Source organism: Modicisalibacter xianhensis (assembly GCF_900113605.1).
Lineage (GTDB): Bacteria > Pseudomonadota > Gammaproteobacteria > Pseudomonadales > Halomonadaceae > Modicisalibacter > Modicisalibacter xianhensis.
Genome location: NZ_FOPY01000003.1, coordinates 302,250 through 322,228 on the forward strand (window position 1 = coordinate 302,250; position 19,979 = coordinate 322,228).

At 59.8% G+C, this 19,979-nt stretch carries 16 protein-coding genes; 13 read left to right on the forward strand and 3 right to left on the reverse strand.

What is annotated here, in order from left to right; genetic code table 11:
• The first annotated feature begins 3 nt into the window (after nucleotides 1-3).
• From hrpA to BM194_RS04840, 5 genes are read left to right on the forward strand one after another with little or no spacing between them, the layout of a single operon-like run.
• A complete protein-coding gene (gene hrpA, locus BM194_RS04820; protein ID WP_092844245.1) occupies nucleotides 4-4,023 on the forward strand; it encodes an ATP-dependent RNA helicase HrpA in 4,020 nt (1,339 codons plus the stop codon).
• A 50-nt stretch (nucleotides 4,024-4,073) separates the two neighbouring features.
• Nucleotides 4,074-5,201 carry a beta-ketoacyl-ACP synthase III gene (locus BM194_RS04825; protein ID WP_092844346.1) on the forward strand — a complete coding sequence of 376 codons (1,128 nt, stop codon included), beginning with the start codon at nucleotides 4,074-4,076 and terminating at the stop codon, nucleotides 5,199-5,201.
• A complete protein-coding gene (locus BM194_RS04830) occupies nucleotides 5,198-5,932 on the forward strand; it encodes an MlaA family lipoprotein (protein WP_092844247.1) in 735 nt (244 codons plus the stop codon). The genes BM194_RS04825 and BM194_RS04830 overlap by 4 nt, the downstream gene beginning before the upstream one ends.
• 12 nt (nucleotides 5,933-5,944) lie before the next feature.
• Complete coding sequence (locus tag BM194_RS04835) at nucleotides 5,945-7,120, forward strand: PP2C family protein-serine/threonine phosphatase (protein WP_092844249.1); 1,176 nt, start codon at nucleotides 5,945-5,947, stop codon at nucleotides 7,118-7,120.
• Complete coding sequence (locus BM194_RS04840; protein ID WP_092844251.1) at nucleotides 7,107-7,613, forward strand: STAS domain-containing protein; 507 nt, start codon at nucleotides 7,107-7,109, stop codon at nucleotides 7,611-7,613. Before BM194_RS04835 ends, BM194_RS04840 begins: the two co-directional genes overlap by 14 nt.
• A gap of 74 nt (nucleotides 7,614-7,687) precedes the next feature.
• On the opposite strand, the gene tal is transcribed toward BM194_RS04840, so the two are convergent.
• From tal to BM194_RS04855, 3 genes are all read right to left on the reverse strand, one after another.
• Nucleotides 7,688-8,623, reverse strand: a complete 936-nt coding sequence (tal, locus tag BM194_RS04845) for a transaldolase (RefSeq protein ID WP_092844253.1) — start codon at nucleotides 8,621-8,623, stop codon at nucleotides 7,688-7,690.
• Nucleotides 8,624-8,695: 72 nt separating this feature from the next.
• Nucleotides 8,696-10,000, reverse strand: coding sequence for a methyl-accepting chemotaxis protein (locus BM194_RS04850; protein WP_244890875.1), 1,305 nt, complete (start codon nucleotides 9,998-10,000; stop codon nucleotides 8,696-8,698).
• Between the two features lie 48 nt (nucleotides 10,001-10,048).
• Nucleotides 10,049-10,360, reverse strand: coding sequence for a Tar ligand binding domain-containing protein (locus tag BM194_RS04855; RefSeq protein WP_177223345.1), 312 nt, complete (start codon nucleotides 10,358-10,360; stop codon nucleotides 10,049-10,051).
• Nucleotides 10,361-10,558: 198 nt separating this feature from the next.
• Here BM194_RS04855 and BM194_RS04860 point away from each other — a divergent pair, with 198 nt between their 5' ends.
• The 8 genes from BM194_RS04860 (at nucleotide 10,559) to pstB (ending at nucleotide 19,945) form a co-directional block, all read left to right on the forward strand.
• The gene (locus BM194_RS04860) at nucleotides 10,559-12,967 is read left to right on the forward strand and encodes a PAS domain-containing sensor histidine kinase (protein ID WP_177223346.1); all 2,409 of its coding nucleotides are present in this window, start codon (nucleotides 10,559-10,561) and stop codon (nucleotides 12,965-12,967) included.
• Between the two features lie 12 nt (nucleotides 12,968-12,979).
• Complete coding sequence (locus BM194_RS04865; RefSeq protein ID WP_092844259.1) at nucleotides 12,980-13,372, forward strand: response regulator; 393 nt, start codon at nucleotides 12,980-12,982, stop codon at nucleotides 13,370-13,372.
• A 121-nt stretch (nucleotides 13,373-13,493) separates the two neighbouring features.
• Nucleotides 13,494-14,681: a Bcr/CflA family multidrug efflux MFS transporter gene (locus tag BM194_RS04870; RefSeq protein ID WP_092844261.1), complete on the forward strand. Its 1,188-nt coding sequence runs from the start codon at nucleotides 13,494-13,496 to the stop codon at nucleotides 14,679-14,681.
• Entirely contained in the window at nucleotides 14,674-15,396 is a 723-nt protein-coding gene (locus BM194_RS04875) for a sulfite exporter TauE/SafE family protein (protein ID WP_092844263.1), read from the forward strand. Before BM194_RS04870 ends, BM194_RS04875 begins: the two co-directional genes overlap by 8 nt.
• Before the next feature lie 96 nt (nucleotides 15,397-15,492).
• Entirely contained in the window at nucleotides 15,493-16,506 is a 1,014-nt protein-coding gene (locus BM194_RS04880) for a PstS family phosphate ABC transporter substrate-binding protein (protein ID WP_092844265.1), read from the forward strand.
• A gap of 115 nt (nucleotides 16,507-16,621) precedes the next feature.
• Nucleotides 16,622-17,878, forward strand: a complete 1,257-nt coding sequence (gene pstC, locus BM194_RS04885) for a phosphate ABC transporter permease subunit PstC (RefSeq protein WP_092844267.1) — start codon at nucleotides 16,622-16,624, stop codon at nucleotides 17,876-17,878.
• A 20-nt stretch (nucleotides 17,879-17,898) separates the two neighbouring features.
• Nucleotides 17,899-19,065 carry a phosphate ABC transporter permease PstA gene (pstA, locus tag BM194_RS04890; RefSeq protein WP_092844269.1) on the forward strand — a complete coding sequence of 389 codons (1,167 nt, stop codon included), beginning with the start codon at nucleotides 17,899-17,901 and terminating at the stop codon, nucleotides 19,063-19,065.
• A 28-nt stretch (nucleotides 19,066-19,093) separates the two neighbouring features.
• Nucleotides 19,094-19,945: a phosphate ABC transporter ATP-binding protein PstB gene (pstB, locus tag BM194_RS04895; protein WP_244890876.1), complete on the forward strand. Its 852-nt coding sequence runs from the start codon at nucleotides 19,094-19,096 to the stop codon at nucleotides 19,943-19,945.
• Nucleotides 19,946-19,979 lie beyond the last annotated feature (34 nt).

Below are 19,979 nucleotides of genomic sequence, written 5' to 3' on the forward strand. Positions count from 1 at the left end.
GAATTGAGCCCGACCTCACCCCCGACCCAGGCCCTGAAGGAACTCGACCAGCGCCGCTCGCGTCTCGACGCCTGCCTGTTACGCGATGCCCACGATCAGGCGCGTCGCATTGCAAGGCTCAGGCAGCGAGTTCGTGCCGGCAAGCCGATCGGCCGGGCATTGCGCGACATCGATGCACGGCTGTCATCATCCCAGGCGGCTCTGGCGGCACGCCGTCAATTGCCGGTGACATTGCGCTATCCCGACTCGCTGCCGGTTGCGGAAAAGCGCGAGGACATTCTCGCTGCGCTGCGCGAGCATCAGGTCGTGGTGGTGGCTGGCGAGACCGGCTCCGGCAAGACGACACAGTTGCCCAAGCTGTGCCTGGAACTGGGGTTGGGCCGGCGCGGCTTGATCGGCCATACCCAGCCACGCCGCCTGGCGGCACGTTCGGTAGCCACTCGCCTGGCCGAAGAGCTCGAAGTACCGCTGGGCGAGCAGGTCGGCTATCAGGTGCGTTTCACCGATCAGACCAACGAACGCACGCTGATCAAGCTGATGACCGATGGGATCCTGCTTGCCGAGACGCAGCATGATCCCGATCTCGAGCGTTACGAAGCCATCATCATCGATGAGGCGCACGAGCGAAGTCTCAATATCGATTTCTTGCTTGGCTACCTCAAGCGACTCACCGAACGCCGGCCTGACCTGAAGATCATCATCACCTCGGCGACCATCGACGTGGAGCGTTTCGCGGCACATTTTGCCGCGTCGGACGAGCAGGGCAAGCGCCGTCCAGCTCCCGTGGTGCAGGTCTCGGGGCGCACTTACCCGGTCGAGGTTCGCTACCGGCCCTTGGTGCGCGAAGCGGACGATGAAGAAGATCGCACCCTGCAGGAGGGAATTCTGCATGCCGTGGAAGAGATCGAGGCCATCGAGCGTGAAAAACGCTGGTTCAGTGGACCGCGTGACGTATTGATATTTTTGCCCGGTGAGCGCGAGATTCGCGAAACGGCGGATACGCTGCGCCGGGCCGATCTGAAGCACACTGAAATCCTGCCGCTGTATGCGCGGCTTTCCAATGCCGAGCAGAATCGCGTATTCCAGTCGCACAGCGGGCGTCGTATCGTACTGTCGACCAACGTCGCCGAGACCTCGCTGACCGTGCCGGGGATCCGCTACGTCATCGATCCCGGCCTGGTGCGCATCAGCCGCTACAGCTACCGGGCCAAGGTCCAGCGTCTGCCCATCGAGCCGGTGAGCCAGGCCAGTGCCGATCAGCGCAAGGGGCGCTGTGGGCGTATTGCCGAAGGGGTGTGCATACGCCTTTACGGGGAAGAGGACTTTCTCGCCCGCCCCGAATTCACCGAACCCGAGATCCAGCGTACCAACCTGGCCTCGGTCATCCTCTCCATGCTGTCGCTCAAACTGGGAGACATCGAGGCGTTTCCGTTCGTCGATGCGCCGGACTCCCGGTTCGTCAAGGACGGTTTTCGCCTGCTGTACGAACTCGGCGCGGTAGACGAGGGTAACCGTCTGACAGCTACCGGGCGCCGTCTGGCCCGGCTGCCCATCGATCCTCGCCTGGCGCGCATGGTGCTGGCTGGGGCCGAGCGCGAGTGCCTGCGCGAGGTCCTGATTATCGTCAGCGCCCTGTCGGTCCAGGACCCCCGCGAGCGCCCCGCCGAGAAGCGTCAGGCGGCCGACCAGGCCCACAAGCGCTGGGACGACGTCGATTCGGACTTCGTAGCCTGGCTGAACCTCTGGACCGGCTTCGAACTGGCGCGTGATGAATTGTCGGGTAACCAGCTGCGTCGCTGGTGTCGCGATAACTACATCAATTACTTGCGCGTTCGTGAATGGCACGACACCTTCCGTCAGCTACGCCAATTACTGCGTGACATGGACATTGAGGTACCAGGCGTGCCGTCGGGGAAAGCCCAGGCCGAGACCGACGAAGCGGCAGCCCAGGAACGGCGTCGCCACCACTATGCCCAGTTGCATCAGGCCCTGCTGGCAGGGCTACTGTCCAACATCGGTCAATTCATTGAAAACCGGGAGTACCTCGGCGCCCGCAATCGGCGTTTCATGATCCATCCCGGTTCGGGCCTGGCCAAGAAAAACCCCAAGTGGCTCATGGCGGGCGAACTCGTCGAAACCACACGTTTATTTGCCCGCGACGTGGCTCGTATCCAGCCGGAATGGATCGAGCCATTGGCCACTCACCTGTCCAAGCGCTCCTACAGTGAGCCGCACTGGGAAATGAAGCGTGCCCAGGTCGTCGCCTTCGAGCAGGTAACGCTGTTCGGCCTGCCCATCGTGGCGCGGCGTAAGGTGCATTACGGTCCGGTGGCGCCAGCCGAGGCGCGGGAAATCTTCATCCGTCGCGCGCTGGTGGAAGGGGATTATCGTACCAATGCCGATTTCTTCACTCATAATCGGGCCTTGGTCGAGGAGGTGGAAAACCTTGAAGATCGGGCACGCAAGCGCGATATTCTAGTTGATGAAGAAACGCTGTTCGATTTCTATGACCAGCGCTTGCCCGAGGACATCGTCAACGGCAAGGGCTTCGAACACTGGCGACGTCAGGCCGAGCGTGATGACCCTAACGTACTGAGGTTCGACAAGACGGCACTCATGGCGCGTAGTGTCGAGGATGTCAGTGTCGTCCAGTACCCTGACGAGCTGGTGCTGAACGGCGTGCGCTATCCCTTGAGCTATCACTTCGCGCCGGGGGCCGAAGACGATGGGGTGACGATGACCGTGCCAGCCGCAATGCTGCCGCAACTGCCTCGCTACCGTCTCGAATGGCTGGTGCCGGGCCTTTTGCGCGAGAAGTGCATTGCGTTGCTCAAGTCGCTGCCCAAGGCGGTGCGACGCCAGGTGGTACCGATTCCCGACTGGGTCGATGCGGCCCTTGAGGCCCTGACCCCTGACGACGTGCCGCTGACCGAGGCGCTCGGTGAATTCCTGCGCGTCAAGACAGGGTTGCGTCTGTCAGCGGCGGAATGGCGTACCGAGCAACTCGAGCCGCACCTGCGCATGAACCTCCGCGTAGTGGATCATACCGGCAAGGTACTCGGGCAGGGGCGGGACCTGTCCGTACTGGAGCGTCGTTTCCATGCCGAGGCTAGCGCTGGCGCCCAGGCACTGGGCGACGCCGTTGACGTACAGCAGAAAGTCGATGACTTGCCCGAGACGCCGCTGGTCGAGTCCAGCACTACCAGCCAGGCGGGGATTCATGTCAAGGCCTACCCGGCTCTGGCGGAGCAGGACAAGGGCGAGGGATTGTCGATACGCCTGTTCGATCATCCCGACAAGGCGCGCGAGATGCATCGACAGGGCGTCAGGCGCCTGGCCATGCAGCGTCTGCCTGCCCAGGCGAAGGCCATCGGGCAGCTCAAGGGCGTGGATCGCTGCGCACTGTTGTTCACCAAGGTGGGCAGCAAGAGGCAATTGCTCGATGATCTGGTGTCGGCGGTGTTCCTGCACGAGATCGCCTTTGACCCCTTGCCCCGCTCGCGCAGCGATTTTGATCAACGCCTGAACGACAAGCGAGGGGACTTGGTGCCGTATGCCGATACTCTGGTCGAGACGCTGCTCAAGGCACTCGAGGGACATTTGGCAGTGACCCAGGCGTTGAAAGGCAATCTGAACCTGGCGCTGGCCTTGGTATACAGTGATCTCAAGGCCCAGATGCAACGCCTCGTCCATCCCGGTTTCATCAGCGAGGCCGGAGAGTGGCTCAAGGAATACCCTCGCTACATGGAGGCGGCGAGGATCCGGCTGGAAAAGGCGCCGCGTGAGCGCATGCGTGACCAGATGCTGATGCAGGAAGTGCAGGATTTCGAGACGCGCTGGAACGATAGGCGACAAGCCGAACAGCGCAGTGGCTGGGAAGATCCTCTGCTGGTCGAGTTCGGCTGGTGGCTGGAGGAGTTTCGCGTATCGTCGTTTGCCCAGCAGTTGGGTACGCGTTTTCCTGTCTCCGCCAAGCGTCTGGAGCGGCGCTGGTCGGAAATTACCGGACGACGCAGCGAGTGAAGCCAAGCAAGACGGTGATGGGTGGCGACGACCACCGCGAGGAGACGACCATGAATCACGCCGTGATTACCGGCACGGGCCTTTACACGCCGGAACACGCCATCGACAACGATGCCCTGGTAGCGGCATTCAATGCCTGGGTTGATCGAGAAAACACGCGGCATGCCGACGCCATTGCACGCGGGGACAGGCAGCCGCTGGCCTACTCGAGTAGCGAGTTCATCCTCAAGGCATCCGGTATTCGGAGCCGTTACGTGCTGGATGCCGAGGGTATACTCGATCCTGATCGCATGCGGCCACGCTTGCCCCAGCGTCGCAATGACGAGGCATCGATCCAGTGCGATATGGGGGCGACGGCTGCACGTGCCGCGTTGCACCGTGCCCGGGTGGAGCCCGCCGAGATCGACATGCTGATCGTGGCCTGCTCCAATCTCGAGCGGCCCTATCCCGCCGTGGCGGTAGAATTGCAGGCAACGCTCGGCACGGGTGGCTACGCTTTCGACATGAACGTTGCCTGCAGTTCAGCAACATTCGCGATCGAGACCGCCAACAATGCCATCGCCAGCGGTAGCGTAAGGCGTGCATTGATCGTCAGTCCCGAAATCTGTTCGGCCCATCTCAACTTCCGCGACCGTGACAGTCACTTCATTTTCGGCGATGCCTGTACTGCGATTGTCATCGAAGCGCAGGATCAGGCGAGAGTCGAAGATGGCTTCGAGATTCTGGGCACCCGGTTGGCAACTCGCTTTTCCAATGCCATTCGTAATAATGCCGGGTTTCTCAACCGGGCCACCGACAGTGATCCGTTGGCATCGGACAAGCTGTTCGTTCAGGAAGGGCGTCGGGTTTTCAAGGAAGTATGCCCCCTGGTCGCGCAGCTGATCCTCGAGCATCTGGCGTCATTGCAACTGACGGGCGACGACTTGGCCAGACTGTGGCTGCACCAGGCCAACCGGCACATGAATGACCTGATTGCTCGTCGTGTGCTGGGCTTCGAGCCGACAGAAACGCAGGCGCCAGTCATTCTCGATCGTTATGCCAATACCAGCTCGGCGGGTTCGATCATTGCCTTTCATCTTCATCGCGATGATCTGCCGTCGGGGGCCTTGGGCGTGATCTGCTCTTTTGGAGCCGGCTACAGTGCCGGCAGTGTGATCGTACGCAGGATGAGCGAATGAAAGCGATAGCAGTAGCTGTCACGGCAGGCTTGATGCTGGGTGGCTGTGCCAGTCAGTCTCAGCAGACCACCGCCAACCCGGCTGACCCTTGGGAGCCCTTCAATCGTAGAGTGTTCGCATTCAACGATGCACTGGATCGGTATGCCTTGAAGCCCGTGGCGCAAGGATACGACACCATCACGCCTGATCCGGTGCAGACAGGTGTCGGCAATTTTTTCACCAACCTTGGTGAAATACGCACCATAACCAATAGCGTTCTGCAGTGGAAATGGACGAATGCGGGTGTTGCCTCGAAGCGTTTCCTGATCAACTCGACGTTGGGTCTGGGTGGGTTGCTGGATCCCGCCACGGAACTGGGCTGGACGGCGCGTGAGGAGGATTTCGGACAGACGCTGGCGACATGGGGAGTAGGCGAAGGTCCCTTCGTCGTTCTACCGGTTTTCGGAGGCCGCACGCTGCGCCATGCCGGCGGTATGCCTGCCGATTGGTACACCGACCCGATGACCTACGTCGAGGATGATGCCGTTCGTTATGGAGCGCGTGGACTCGAGCTGGTCAACTATCGGGCCAGCGTGTTGGATGAAGAGGCCTTGATTCGTGGTGATCGTTATAGCTTCCTGCGCGATACCTATCTGCAGCAGCGTCGCTACGAGGTGAATGATGGCGAGTTGGGAGCGGATCCGTTCGCGAGTGATGACTTCGAATTCGATGATAGCGATTTCGCCGAGTAGAGGCCTGCCAATATGGCCAGTTCACGCATCCTGATCGGCCTGCTTGATGTGCCTGGCGAGGAACGCAACGCCTTGGCGGAAACTATAGCCAAGGGGCGTTTTGCAGTCGCTGCCGCTGAGCATATCGACGCGTTGCCCGTGGATACGCGCTTGATCGTGGCCCATGCACGTGCGGTGCCCGCCAGTGCCTGGTCGACCCTCACCCGGCGCCTGCCTACGGTGGTAGTCAGCGATACACGTCTCGATGCCGACCTGCTGAGAGCGGTAGATGCCGGATTGGTGGACTATCTGGTCGACCCCTTGAGGCATGGGGATGTGCTGCGCCGGCTCATCTCGCGGAGCCTCGAGCATCATCGCCTGGCTGAAGCGCATGCTCGAGACCGGGAACGGCTGGCCGAACTCAACGAGAATCTCGAGACGCATCTTGCCATGCTGCGTCTCGACCAGCAGGCCGGTAGCCAGATACAGCGCCGGCTATTACCGCCGCAGCCACTCACGATCAATGGAGTCGGCTGTGAGTACTGGTTGGCCCCGTCATTGTATTTGTCGGGTGACTTTCTCGACTTTCAGCGCTTCGACGATCGTTACAGCGTGTTCTACTTTGCCGATGTATCCGGGCATGGCGCCTCGTCGGCCTTTGTCACGGTCTTGCTGAAATACCTGAGTAATCGCTGGTTGAACGAGTGGGACGGCAGCGCGCCCGAAACACTGGCTTCACGCTGGCTGGCCCAGCTCAACAACGAACTGCTGGAGACCGGCATCGGAAAGCATGCCACACTGTTCGTCGGTGTCATCGATCGAGAGTGCCGTCGAATGCACTATTCGCTGGGTGCACAAATGCCCATGCCTTTGCTGCAAAACGGCGATGACCTTCACGTCATCGAGGGCGAGGGTATGCCGGTAGGTTTGTTTCCAAAAGTTACCTATCCTGCCTATGATGTTACGTTGCAGGAGAACTTTCGGCTCTGGCTGTGTTCGGATGGGGTACTGGAATGCCTCCCTGGTGATACGCTGGATAAGCGGCTCGCTGAGCTGCAACGGCGGGTTTCGCGGTGCCAGGATGTAGCGACCTTGCGAACCAGCCTGGCCGTGAACCGCTCGGCTGACGACAGCGACACGGAGCGTCAAGAACTACCGGATGATTTGACCATCATGCTATTGAGCGGATTTGACCATGACGACCGGTGAGGGACGGATCAAGGCGGCCTACGAGGCCGGTGTATTCGTGCTCAAGTTGTGCGGCGACGTTCGTCTCACTCTCTGCGCAACACTGGATAACGAGGCACAGCGCCTCGCCGACATGCCTGGTTTGAAATCGGTCATCGTCGATCTCCGCGAGGCTACGAATGTCGATTCTACGGCACTGGGATTTCTTGCCAAGGTGGCCATGGCCGTACAGGGGCGCTTGACTCATCCACCCACGATAGTGGCCGATCATCCCGACGTGCGCCGAATGCTGGATGTCATGGGGTTCTCACGTTATTTCACCTTGGTGCAGGCGCCTCTCGTCGAGCCTGACGAATTGGCCGAACTGCCTCAGGTACCAGCCGATGAGACGGGGATGCAGCAGCGCATTCTCGAGGCTCATCGCATCCTGATGCGCATGAACGAGCACAATCGGGAACAGTTTCAGCCGCTGGTGGAGCTTCTCGAGGCCCAGGAAAGCAAGTCGACGCACTGATTCGCAACCATGGCATCCTTGGCGAAACGCCCGGCTCGTGCCGGGCGTTTCGTGTATGCCACGAGATGAAAGGGCTAGCGGCGTAACTCGGCCAGCAACGCCTCGAGCTTACGCTGATCGGCCATGAACTTTCGGATACCTTCGGCCAGCTTCTCCGTGGCCATGGCATCCTCATTCATTTCCCAGCGAAACTCGCTTTCATCCAGTGGCTCCGGGGGAGAGGTCTCGGCTTCCAGCGAGACGAGCTGACGTTCAAGCGTGCCTTCAGTCGTGGCCAGTTCCTCGAGCAGTTGCGGTGAGATGGTCAGTCGATCGCAGCCGGCCAGGGCTTCGATCTCACCACAGTTGCGGAAGCTGGCGCCCATGACCACTGTCTTGTAACCGTGGCCCTTGTAGTGCTCATAGATGCGCTTGACGGACTGAACCCCGGGATCATGCTGGCCTGAAAAGTCGGCATTGGGCTCCTTGGCCTTGTGCCAGTCGAGGATGCGTCCAACGAACGGCGAGATCAGCGTCACGCCTGCATCGGCACAGGCCTGTGCCTGGGCGAAGCTGAACAATAGCGTCAGGTTGGTATGGATGCCTTCACGCTCGAGCTGCTCTGCGGCACGAATACCTTCCCAGGTCGAGGCGACTTTTATCAGGATGCGGTCCCGGGAGATACCACGCCGTTCGTAGCGCTCAATCAGCGAATGGGCACGGGTCAGAGTGGCTTGCGTGTCGAAAGAAAGCCGGGCACTGACCTCTGTCGAGACATAGCCTGGCACCAGCTCGCTGATCTCGGATCCAACCTCGACGGCCACGGCATCGACGGCATCGTCAATGTCGGTACTCTCGCGAGCCAGTTCGGCCATTCTTGCGCGACGGCTCTCATGCTGAGCGGCCTGAAGGATCAGCGAGGGGTTGGTCGTGGCATCGGTGGGTGTGAAACGTCGTATGGCTTCCAGGTCGCCAGTGTCGGCGACCACCGTGGTCATCGACTTGAGTTGGCTCAGCTTGTCCATTGCCATGTCGTGCAATTCCTTGGTTCGAGACGATCGTTCACTTTATCAAGCGTGCCACGGTGCGCCTAGCGGTCATGCTCAGGCCGGCTCCAGGCTCACGTTCCTCGCTTCTTCGGCGGTAGGCAGTCGCTTCGCTTCCGGAGCGGGCAGGGTAGGTTGCAACGTTTCGGCGCCGTTGCCGCCGTTTTCTGCCAAGTGGAAGTGGGCAACACTGTCGCGAAGCGCCACGGCGGCCCGTTCCAGCGCCTGGGATGCATCGGCGGCCTCCAGCACCAGTTGGGTGTTCTGCTGGGTGGCTCGTTCCATCTGGCTAATGGCCTGGTTGACCTGGCCAATGCCGAGGCTCTGCTCGGACGAGGCGGCGGCAATCTCTTCCATGATGTCGTTGACGCGCTGAATCTCGGTCACGATCTCCTGCATGGTCTTTCCGGCCTGATCCACCAGAGCCGTGCCGTTGGCAATTTTCTCCGATGACGCTTGAAGAAGCGTCCTGACCTGACTGGCTGCATTGGCGCTGCGACCGGCCAGGGCGCGGACTTCCCCGGCAACGACGGCAAACCCGCGCCCTTGTTCGCCAGCACGAGCCGCTTCGACGGAGGCATTGAGAGCGAGAATATTGGTTTGAAAAGCGATCTCATCGATAACGCCAATGATGTCATTGACCTGGCGGGCACTGTGGTCAATGGCCTGCATGGTGTCGATGACGTCACCAATCACTTCTCCACCTTGGTGTGCAGTTTGCGCGGCGCTGGCGGCCAAGCGGCTTGCCTGTCGAGCATTGTCGGCATTCTGGGATACCGTCGAGGTCAGCTCATCCATGCTGCTTGCGGTCTCGACCAAGGTGGCCGATTGCTGCTCGGTACGCGACGAAAGATCCTCGTTGCCATTGGCAATGTGATGAGCACCGTCATGCACTTCCTGGCCGCTGCTGCGCACTCTTGCCACCGTAGTGGCCAGGCTTTGCTGCATTTTTCCGAGCCCTTGGTAGAGCTTGCCGATTTCATTGCGGCTGCGATGTGCCGGTATGGCTGATAGATCGCCTTGTGCAATGCGTTCGAAATGCTCTCCGATGTGTCGCAAGGGGCGAATGACATTGCGTGTCACACCCCATAGCACCGTGCCTATCAGAATGAGAGCCAGAACGACAGCCACGACAATGGCACGATCCATCCAACCACTCGAGCTTTGAAAGCGCGTCACCAGCGCGTTTCCGCTGCGCTGGGAGGTCTGGAAGAAAGTGTCGGCGCTATCGATGAAAGCCTGGCTCATCTCGCTGACCCGGGTCTGTCCGGAGCGATATCCCGAGAAATCCTCGTCTTCAAGCACCATGAGTTGCAGGGAAAGTCCGGTATTCAGCAGTGACTGGAAACGTTGGGTCAGCATGGCGATGGCCTCCTGCTGGCCTGGTTGGGCAGGAACGGCCAGAAAGCGCTAGAATGCAGCATCGGCGCTTTTCAGCAGCATGCCTGCTTGCTCGATGACCGGTCCTGGTCGGTCGAACGAGGGGGCACGAATCAGCTCGGCGGCACGATCCATTTCCACACGAGCACGTAGCATGTCGATGTAGGCCCGGTTCAGCGCTGCAGTTTGCGCGACATTGAGCTGGTTGAGTGTGCCAAAGGCTTGGCGGCTGAAATGATTCGAATAAAGTCCCATGGTACCGACGACGATCAACAGGTAACTGAACGCTGCCAACACCAGCATCCAACTAAAGCGCACCGTCATGTTGTCGAGTAATTTCATTATATGCCCCGCGTGGTTTCTTATGGACGGCCAAGAGCTGTCGCCTTGGCCCGATACTGTTTTTTCGGTTTCTAGCAAAGGTTTATTGCACTTTGAGGAAAATCCACGGAGCCTATGCAGTGAATGGGCCATGTGAACGGGGGCACCGAGCTACCGTTACTGAGATGGCTGGCAAGAGAAAAGATAGGTAAGCAAGCTGTGTCGCCAACCGATCACGCCCACCGCCAGGATCTGACTGCCAGGCTCTTTCGAGACGAGGGGGAGCTCGCCCGCCTGTGCCGTGAAAAAGATTGGTCGCAGACTCCCCTGGGCCCAGTGGATAGCTGGTCACCGACTCTGTGTACCGTTGCCGGGCTTGTTGTCGCATCGCCCGCGCCCATGATTCTGCTTTGGAGTTCGCAACTCGTTCAGATCTACAACGATAGCTACCGCAAGGTCATGGGTAATAAGCATCCGCAAGGGCTCGGGCAGCCCAACCGGATATGCTGGCCTGAAGTCTGGGAATTCAATGCGCCAATCTACGCAGGGGTGCTCGAACGCGGGGAGTCATTTACCTTCGAGAACCAGCGTCTGGTCATTGAAAGAAACGACAGCCCGGAAGAGGCTTACTTCACACTGACCTTCAGCCCTGTCGCCGATGGCGACGGCCGTATCGACGGTATACTCGTCACGGTGCTCGAAACGACCGAGACCGTAAAGCGCAGGCAGGCAGAAGACGCGCTTCGCGAAAGTGAGGCCCGCTATCGTGAAAGCGAGCGGCGCATCGCTCACGCCTTGGAAATCGAGACGGTCGGGGTGCTCTTTTTCGACATGCAAAGCACCTTTCTCGAGGCTAACGACACCTTTTTGCGCATGACCGGATTGACACGTGACGCGCTGCAACGGGGTGAACTCAATTCGGAGAGGGTCACCTTGTCGGAGTGGATGCCCAGCACCTGGCGGGCTTTCGATGAGCTCAAGGCCAATGGCCGCTTTACCCCGTATGAAAAGGAGCTGTTACGCCCGGATGGCTCGCGATGGTGGGGACTGTTTGCCGGCGCGCAGCTCAGCCAGAACGAGTGTGTGGAGTTCGTGATCGATATCACGGCACACAAGCGCGCCGAGCAGGCACGTTACGAGAGCGAGGCCCGTTTCCATGCGATTGCCGATCTGGTTCCGGACATGCTCTGGCAGGCCGATCCCGAGGGGAAGCGGGTCTGGGTCAATCGCCGCTGGATGGAATACACCGGGCAATCCTCCCAGGAGGCGATTGGCTACGGTTGGGCGGATGCCATCCATCCTCATGAGCGCAGCACTGTGCTGTATAAGTATCGCCGGGCCGTGGAAACGGGCGTGCGCTTTCGCAATGAACATCGCATGCGTCGTGCGGATGGCTCCTATGGCTGGTTTCTGGTCGAGGCGGTACCGATCTGCAACGATGACGGTGAGATATTGCACTGGTTAGGGTCAGCCAATGACATCCACGACCAGCGCATGACCATGGATCGGCTCGAGGATCTGGTCGCCGAGCGCACCCAGTCGCTCGCCGACAGCGAAGAACGCTTTCGATTGCTGGTTACCACCTCTGCTCAGATAATCTGGAGTACTGATGCACAGGGTTGTGCCAGCGAGGACTCACCGTCCTGGCGCGCCTTTACCGGGCAGAGCGTGGAGGATTGGCTGACTGGTCATTGGCGAGACATGGTGCACCCGGAAGATGTCACACCGTCTGAGCAGGCTTGGCAGCGTTCGATTGGCACGGGTAAACCGTTCGAAGCGGAATATCGTCTTTGGCATGCACGCAGCGGTCACTGGCGCTGGACGATGGCACGAGGCATTCCGCTGTGCGATGGTGTGGGACGCACCTTGGGATGGTTCGGGACGAATACCGATATCGACGAGCGCAAGCGGGCCGAAGAAGAGGTCCGTCGCATGGCCTATAGCCTGACGATGGCGGAGCAGGAAGAGCGCCGTCGGGTATCCCAGATTCTGCACGATGATTTACAGCAATTGCTGTATGCGCTGCAGTTGAAGTTGCGCATGGTCAGCAACCGCTTGATTCTCGATCGACAGCGAACGCTTGCCGACATGGTCGCGGATACCAGTGGCCTTATCAACCAGGCCATCGCTACGACACGTCAGTTGACCGTGGACCTGAGCCCCCCCATTCTCAAGACGGAAGGCTTGGGCGATGCATTGGAATGGTTGCAGCGGCAAATGCGCGAACTGCACGGTCTCAACGTGGAATTGCTGGCGCAGCGCGCCATGCCTCCAATCGATGAAGACCTGCGAGTGTTGCTGTTTCAGATCGTGCGCGAGTTGCTCTTCAATGTAAAGAAGCATGCGGGTGTCGATCGTGCCACTGTCGAACTGAAGCAGAGCGATACGCATCTCGCCATTCATGTCGAGGACGAGGGGCTGGGCATGCCCCTGCAGACGAAAGACACATTACAGGAATCGGGATTCGGGTTGTCGAGCGTCAAGGAGCGGTTACGTCAGGTCGGAGGCACGTTGAAGATCGATTCGGCTGAAGGGCATGGCATGCGAGTGCACATTCGAGTGCCTTGGTGCCCGATGCAGCCCGATAACGATACCGACGCAAAATGGCCAGGGAACGAAGGACGATAGCAAGGAGTGCGCATGGTGCGGGTTTTCGTAGTGGAGGATCATCCACTGATGAGAGACATGCTGAGCGAATTTCTCGCTACCGAGGAGGGTATCGAGGTAGTCGGGGTCGTGGAAAGTGCAGAAGCGGCACTGGAGCGGCTCCCCGACCCGCTACCCGACCTGTTTCTCATCGATATGTCGCTGCCCGGGATGAGTGGTATCGAGTTGCTCAGACAACTTCGCGAGCGAGAGCCCGGCTCATGTTGCGCCATGCTTTCGGGCCATGGTGAGAAACACTATGTCGAGCAAGCGCTCAATGCCGGCGCCCGTGGCTACATTCTCAAGGGCGAACCGGACGAGCTTCCGCTGGCAATCCAGCGGATATCGCACGGCGAACGGTTCGTCAGTCACGAGCTGCAGCGCTAGTCGGTATCGATAAGGTGCCTCCCGCACACCGGGCGTGCGGCGCGCGCCATGGCTTCTTCGCTGTTATGATTAGCCCCCTTATGGCTTTTACGTTCTGTCGAAAGAACTGGCAAGGAGGCGTATGCAGCAGCTCGATTCCCGGCGTATCGCGTTACTGGTGGCGGCGAATACGGCGTTGGCACCGTTGGCCATCGATGCCTATCTTCCCGCCATACCTGCACTTGCCGAGAGTGTGGGTGCCAGCGTTCACCTGACCGAGCTGTCCGTAAGTGTGTTTCTGTTCGGGTTTGCGCTGGGCCAATTGATCTTCGGGCCTCTGTCCGACCGGATAGGGCGGCGGCCGGTGCTTTTTGGCGGCATTCTGACCTTTTTGGCAGCCAGTCTCGCCATCACTCAAGTCGAATCGCTGGAAATGCTCTGGGCCTTGCGGTTCATCCAGGCGCTGGGTGGTGGGGCATCCGTCGTCAATTCCTCGGCTATCGTGCGTGACTGCTTCAGTGGACGCGAAGCGGCCAAAGTGTTTTCGACCATGGTCATGATCATGCTGCTGGCGCCCCTGGTAGCCCCGGCCTTGGGTAGTGCACTGCTGTATCTGGCTGACTGGTGGCTGATCTTCGCCTTTCTCAGTGTATATGCCGTGTTCGTGCTGTGGTTGCTCAATCGTTACCTTCCCGAAACCCGCAGTGACGATGCCCAGGTCGCCGGGGTGCGTCAGATACTCGCCAATTACCTGGCGGTGCTTCGTCACCGCGAAGCGCTGGGTTACATCAGTGCCGTCGCAATGTCATTCGCCGGCATGTTCGCCTTCATCACCGGCTCGCCCTTCCTCTACATGGAATATTTTGGGGTATCGCCAGCGGTCTACCCGTTCATCTTCGGTGCCAATATCATCGTCATGGCAGCGTCCAACCGGCTCAATATCCGCCTGCTCAAACGACGTGCGCCCCAGCAGAACCTGCTATGGGGCCTGGGAATCCAGTTAGCCACAGGGGTTGCGCTGGTGCTGGTGTTTGCGGCAGGAATTGACTCCTTGTTTACCGTCGTCCCGTTGATGACGCTTTTCGTTGGCATGCAAGGGCTGATCAGTCCCAACGCCATGTCATCGATGCTGGATCATTTTCCCGGCATGAGTGCAACGGCCACGGCGCTGATGGGCAGCATCCAGTTTTCCAGCGGGGCCTTGGCCGGGGTGCTGGTGGGCGCCTTCGAGGTCCCCAGTGCCTGGCCGGTGGTCCTGACCATGCTGGGTGCAGCCATCCTTGGCAACCTGGGGGTTCGAGCACTCTCGGGAGCCGCATTGCGTGGCTGAATGGCTGGATGTCTCGCTCGGGGTCTGGTTCGGGTGTGCAACCAGCTTGTTCCTCGGCGCCTTCGTGCAGCGTGCAACCGGCTTTGGTCTGGCGGTCATTGGCACGCCACTGATCCTGATGCTGGAGCCTCGTCTGGTGCCGGCCGTTCTTGTCATGTTCGGCCTGCTGGTGGCGCTGATGATGGTCGGCGCCTATCGCAGGGAAATCCGTGTGGATGCCGTGGGCATGGCGCTGGTGGGTCGGGTCCCTGGTACCCTGCTGGGGGTCTGGCTGCTGCTGGTGGCACCGCTGGTCGTGCTCGAGAAGCTCATAGCACTGATCGTGCTGTCGTCGGTGGCAGTCAGTCTTTGCAAGATCAGCCTGCCTCTGAATCGGCTTAGCCTGTTCATTGCTGGCGTCGTCTCGGGCATTTTCGGGACCGTGTCGGCCATCGGGGGGCCGCCCATCGCACTGCTCATGCATCGCCTGCCTGCGGATTCGGCGCGTGCCAACCTATCGGCATTCTTCATCGCCAGTGCCACGATGACGCTGCTGGCCCTGCTGGTAGCCGGCAAGGTGCAGTTGTGGCATCTCGGGTTGGCGGCCACTTTCCTGCCTGCCGTTGTGCTGGGCAACGTGCTGGCCTCACGTATCGCCCATCGACTCGATCGACAAACCCTGCAGCGTTCTTCCTTGATATTGAGCACTATCGCGGCCTTGGGGCTACTCTTCTGACTGGGCATTCATAGCGGCTGTCATAAAGCTGTCATCTTCATTGGGCATCTTGTGTCTCGCGAAGGTTGATCACTCTCATCGACAGGAGTTACCCGCATGAATCGCATCCTCAAGACTACCGCTGTCGCTGCCGCCGTGATGGGCGTCATCGGGGTCGCACAAGCGCGTGAGCAGGTCCGCATCGTCGGTTCCAGTACGGTCTATCCGTTCGCCAGCTACGTCGCCGAGGAATTTGGTGCCACCACGCAGTATCCGACCCCGGTCATCGAGTCGACGGGTTCGGGTGGCGGTCTGCGCTTGTTCTGTAACGGTGTCGGTGAGGGGACGCCGGATATCACCAACGCCTCGCGCCGCATGAAGACCTCCGAGTTCGAGCGTTGCAACGAGAACGGCGTGACCGATATCACCGAAGCCAAGATCGGTTACGACGGTATCGCCTTTGCCCAGTCCAATGACAATGAACACCTCAACCTGACTCGCGATCAGATCTTCAAGGCGCTTGCAGCCAAGGTGCCTCAGGATGGACAGCTGATCGACAACCCCTACAAGAACTGGAGCGATATCGACGCCTCGCTGCCGGATCGCGAAATCATCGTCTATGGTCCGCCCACCACGTCAGGTACCCGCGATGCCTTCGAAGAGCTGGTCATGGAGGCCGCATCCGAAGACATGGAAGCCTATGGCGGCGAAGCCTACACCGATATCCGCGCTGACGGTGCCTATATCGATGCTGGCGAAAACGACAACCTGATCGTTCAGCGCCTGGCTGAAAACACCGATGCCTTTGGTATCTTCGGCTACTCCTTCCTGGAAGAAAACGCCGACACCCTCGATGGTGCCTCCATCGATGGCGTCGAGCCGGAGCCCGAAGCGATCAGTTCCGGCGAGTATCCGGTCTCGCGCTCGCTGTTCTTCTACATCAAGAACCAGCACGCCGAGGAAGTGCCGCCGATGTACGACTATGCCAACCTGTTCATGAGCGAGCAGATGATTGGCCCGATGGGCTACCTCAAGGGCATCGGCCTGATTCCGCTGCCGGAAGAAGCACGTGCCGAGGCGCGTCAGGAAGTCGAGAGCCATGCCAAGCTTGAGTTGTCCGATCTGAAGTGATCGTGCGTTCGTGACGACAGGGCCGGTAGCGCAAGCTGCCGGCCTGAACCTGTAGCTAGGTGCTGGTGGTCGTGATGGCTTCGTTCTCCGGCCGCCTCACGTAAAGAGAGTGCAGATGCAGACCAACCAGATTTTCCTGCTGTTCTGTGGGGTGCTGCTCGCCCTGGGGTTGGCCGCTTTCTTCATGGCCCGCGCCAAGGCGACGCGTACGCGCGCCAGCGGAACTGCAATGTATGCCCAGCCTGACCAGTATGCCTGGTTTTCGGTGCTCACCACGGCGGGCCCGGCCGTGCTTGTCGGGGTGGTAGGGGCCTTTGTCATGTTGCTGGTCGGGGCGGAAATCCCGACGCCATATCTTCTTTCTGGCAGTCTTGTCATTGCTGCCGTCGGACTGCTGTTCGGAATGCGGCAGGTGCGTCCCGACTTCCATGCGCGCCAGGCCATCGAGAAGGTGATCCAGGTCATCCTGGCGACCGCTGCCATGGTGTCGATCCTGACGACACTGGGTATCTTGATCTCGATCGTCTTCGAGGCGATCCGCTTTTTCCAGATCCAGAGCTTCTGGGACTTCATCACCGGTACGACCTGGGACCCGGGCGCCAGCTTCCTGGCGGCTGCGGGCCGCGCGGACGAGGCCGGGAGTGCTGCCCAGTTCGGTTCGATTCCGCTGTTTGCCGGCACGTTTCTCATTACTTTGATCGCCATGTTGGTAGCCATACCGGTGGGGCTATTTGCAGCCATCTATATGGCCGAGTTCGCACCGGATCGCATACGTACCCTGGCCAAGCCGGTGCTGGAGGTACTGGCCGGCATTCCTACCGTCGTCTACGGCTTCTTTGCGGCGATCACCGTCGCGCCCATCGTGGTCGATATCGCCGGGTGGCTGGGACTGGAAGCCTCCTATAGCAATGCCTTGGCCCCCGGTCTGGTCATGGGCATCATGATCATCCCGTTCATTTCGTCGCTGTCCGACGACGTCATCACGGCCGTGCCCGACAGCATGCGCCAAGGTTCGCTGGCGCTGGGAATGACCAAGGCGGAAACCATCAAGAGCGTGGTGCTGCCGGCGTCGTTGCCCGGGATCATCTCGGCGTCCTTGCTGGCTGTATCGCGTGCCTTGGGGGAGACCATGATCGTGGTCATGGCTGCGGGCATGCGCCCCAACCTGACAGCGAACCCGCTGGAAGACATGACCACCGTGACGGTGCGCATCGTGGCGGCATTGACCGGTGACCAGGAGTTCGAAAGTGCCGAGACGCTGTCGGCGTTCGCGCTTGGCCTGGTGCTGTTCGTGGTGACCCTGGCCTTGAATATGGTCTCGGTGATCATGATCCGTCGCTTCCGTGAAAAGTACCGTTCCAACAACCTGTGATACCGAGTGGGGCAAAACGCATGAGTCAATCCTTCGACGAGATCACTGCCCAACTCAAGCGGCGACATCGCAAATCGGCCCGCTTGAAGTGGATGTCGATGGGGGCCCTGATCCTGGCAGCGGCATTTCTGGTCGTGTTTATCGGCGACATGCTGGTCAAGGGCCTGCCGGCCTTTCAGCAGGCGCAGGTCCAGGTAGAGGTCAGTTACACCGAGCAATCGATGCAGATCCCGCCGGCGGCGGTCAACGATGAGGTGCGTAATCTCGTCAGTCGCGGCTACCTTCGACTGATCCCCGGGCGCATGCGCGATAATCCCGAGCTGATGGGAACCACGCGCATGGAGTGGGTACTTGCCGATGCCGAGGTGGACCAATATCTCAAGGGCCACTATACGCGCTTGAGCGATAGCCAGAAGCGTACCGTCGACAGGCTGGAGGAGGCAGGTCGGGCGGAGCTCAGGTTCAACACCCGCTTCTTTACCTCGGGTGACTCCAAGATGCCCGAGCTGGCCGGTATCGCTTCGGCAGCGGTCGGCACCGTGTTGACATTGATCGTGACCATGTTGGTGTCCTTTCCGATCGGCGTAATGACGGCGGTCTATCTGGAGGAGTTCGCTCCCGACAATCGACTGACGCAAATCATCGAGATTAATATCAACAACCTGGCCGCCGTGCCCTCGATCCTGTTCGGGCTGCTGGGCCTGGCAATCTATATCAATTTCTTCGGCGTGCCGCGTTCCACACCGCTGGTAGGTGGCCTGACCCTGGCGCTAATGACGCTGCCGGTCATCATCATCGCCACGCGTACCGCCTTGCGCAGCGTGCCGGACACCATTCGCCAAGCGGCCTTCGGAGTCGGCTGTTCCCGCTGGCAGGTTGTCCGCGATCATGTGCTTCCTTTATCGCTGCCGGGAATCATGACCGGTTCGATCATTGGCCTGGCACAAGCGATGGGGGAGACCGCACCCTTGATCATCATTGGCATGGTGGCATTCATCCCGGATGTATCGACCTCATTCACCAACGCAGCGACAGTCATGCCGGCCCAGATCTTCACCTGGGCCGGCGAGCCGGAACGCGCCTTCATCGAAAAGACGGCAGGTGGCATCCTGGTACTGCTGGCCGTGCTCATCTCGCTGAATGCCAGTGCCGTCTGGATGCGCAAGAAATTCGAGCGTCGCTGGTAAGCCGGCGACCGTTAACGGGACAAGACTGATGAATCAACAGAACGCCGATATCGAGACGCGCCCCACGCACAAGCACGAGCGCACGCCAGGGGAGCCGGTCAATCGCAACGAGGATGCCAATCACGAACTGAGTGTGCGCGTCCGTGACCTCAAACTGTGGTATGGCAACAATCAAGCGCTCAAGAATATCAATATCGACATCTACCAGAAGAATGTCACGGCATTGATCGGGCCTTCGGGATGCGGAAAGTCGACCTTTCTGCGCTGCCTGAACCGCATGAACGATCTGATTCGGAGCGTGCGTATCCAAGGGCTCATCGAGATGGATGGGCGTGATGTCAACGATGCGAAGATGGATGAGGTCGCATTGCGGCGGCGGGTCGGAATGGTATTTCAAAAGCCCAACCCGTTTCCCAAGTCCATCTATGAAAACATTGCCTACGCACCGCGCATGCATGACCTGGTGAGCCGTAAAGCGGAGCAGGACGAACTGGTGGAGCGGGCATTGCGGGATGCAGGGCTCTGGAATGAGGTCAAAGACAAGTTACAGGAACCTGGCACCTCGCTGTCGGGTGGTCAACAGCAGCGTCTGTGCATCGCTCGTGCCATTGCCGTGAAACCCGACGTGATTCTGATGGACGAGCCGACCTCGGCATTGGATCCGATCTCCACGGCAACCATCGAAGACCTGATGGACAAGTTAAAAAAGCAATTCACCATCGTCACGGTCACCCACAATATGCAGCAGGCGGCACGAGTTGCCGATTACACGGCATTCTTCCATCTTGGTGAATTGATCGAGTACAACGACACCCGGATGATGTTCTCCAACCCGCATACCAAGAAGGCCGAGGACTATATCACCGGTCGTTACGGTTGATAGGACGAGGTATGACAAGGCCGGCAGTTTGCCG

Coding starts and splice junctions, on each gene's coding strand:
- BM194_RS04870 (WP_092844261.1), top strand. CDS start 13,494: ATGCAGCAGCTCGATTCCCGGCGTATCGCGTTACTGGTGGCGGCGAAT.
- BM194_RS04835 (WP_092844249.1), top strand. CDS start 5,945: ATGGCCAGTTCACGCATCCTGATCGGCCTGCTTGATGTGCCTGGCGAG.
- BM194_RS04865 (WP_092844259.1), top strand. CDS start 12,980: ATGGTGCGGGTTTTCGTAGTGGAGGATCATCCACTGATGAGAGACATG.
- BM194_RS04855 (WP_177223345.1), bottom strand. CDS start 10,360: ATGAAATTACTCGACAACATGACGGTGCGCTTTAGTTGGATGCTGGTG.
- pstA (WP_092844269.1), top strand. CDS start 17,899: ATGAGTCAATCCTTCGACGAGATCACTGCCCAACTCAAGCGGCGACAT.
- BM194_RS04880 (WP_092844265.1), top strand. CDS start 15,493: ATGAATCGCATCCTCAAGACTACCGCTGTCGCTGCCGCCGTGATGGGC.
- BM194_RS04830 (WP_092844247.1), top strand. CDS start 5,198: ATGAAAGCGATAGCAGTAGCTGTCACGGCAGGCTTGATGCTGGGTGGC.
- pstC (WP_092844267.1), top strand. CDS start 16,622: ATGCAGACCAACCAGATTTTCCTGCTGTTCTGTGGGGTGCTGCTCGCC.
- BM194_RS04840 (WP_092844251.1), top strand. CDS start 7,107: ATGACGACCGGTGAGGGACGGATCAAGGCGGCCTACGAGGCCGGTGTA.
- pstB (WP_244890876.1), top strand. CDS start 19,094: ATGAATCAACAGAACGCCGATATCGAGACGCGCCCCACGCACAAGCAC.
- BM194_RS04850 (WP_244890875.1), bottom strand. CDS start 10,000: ATGCTGACCCAACGTTTCCAGTCACTGCTGAATACCGGACTTTCCCTG.
- tal (WP_092844253.1), bottom strand. CDS start 8,623: ATGGCAATGGACAAGCTGAGCCAACTCAAGTCGATGACCACGGTGGTC.
- BM194_RS04825 (WP_092844346.1), top strand. CDS start 4,074: ATGAATCACGCCGTGATTACCGGCACGGGCCTTTACACGCCGGAACAC.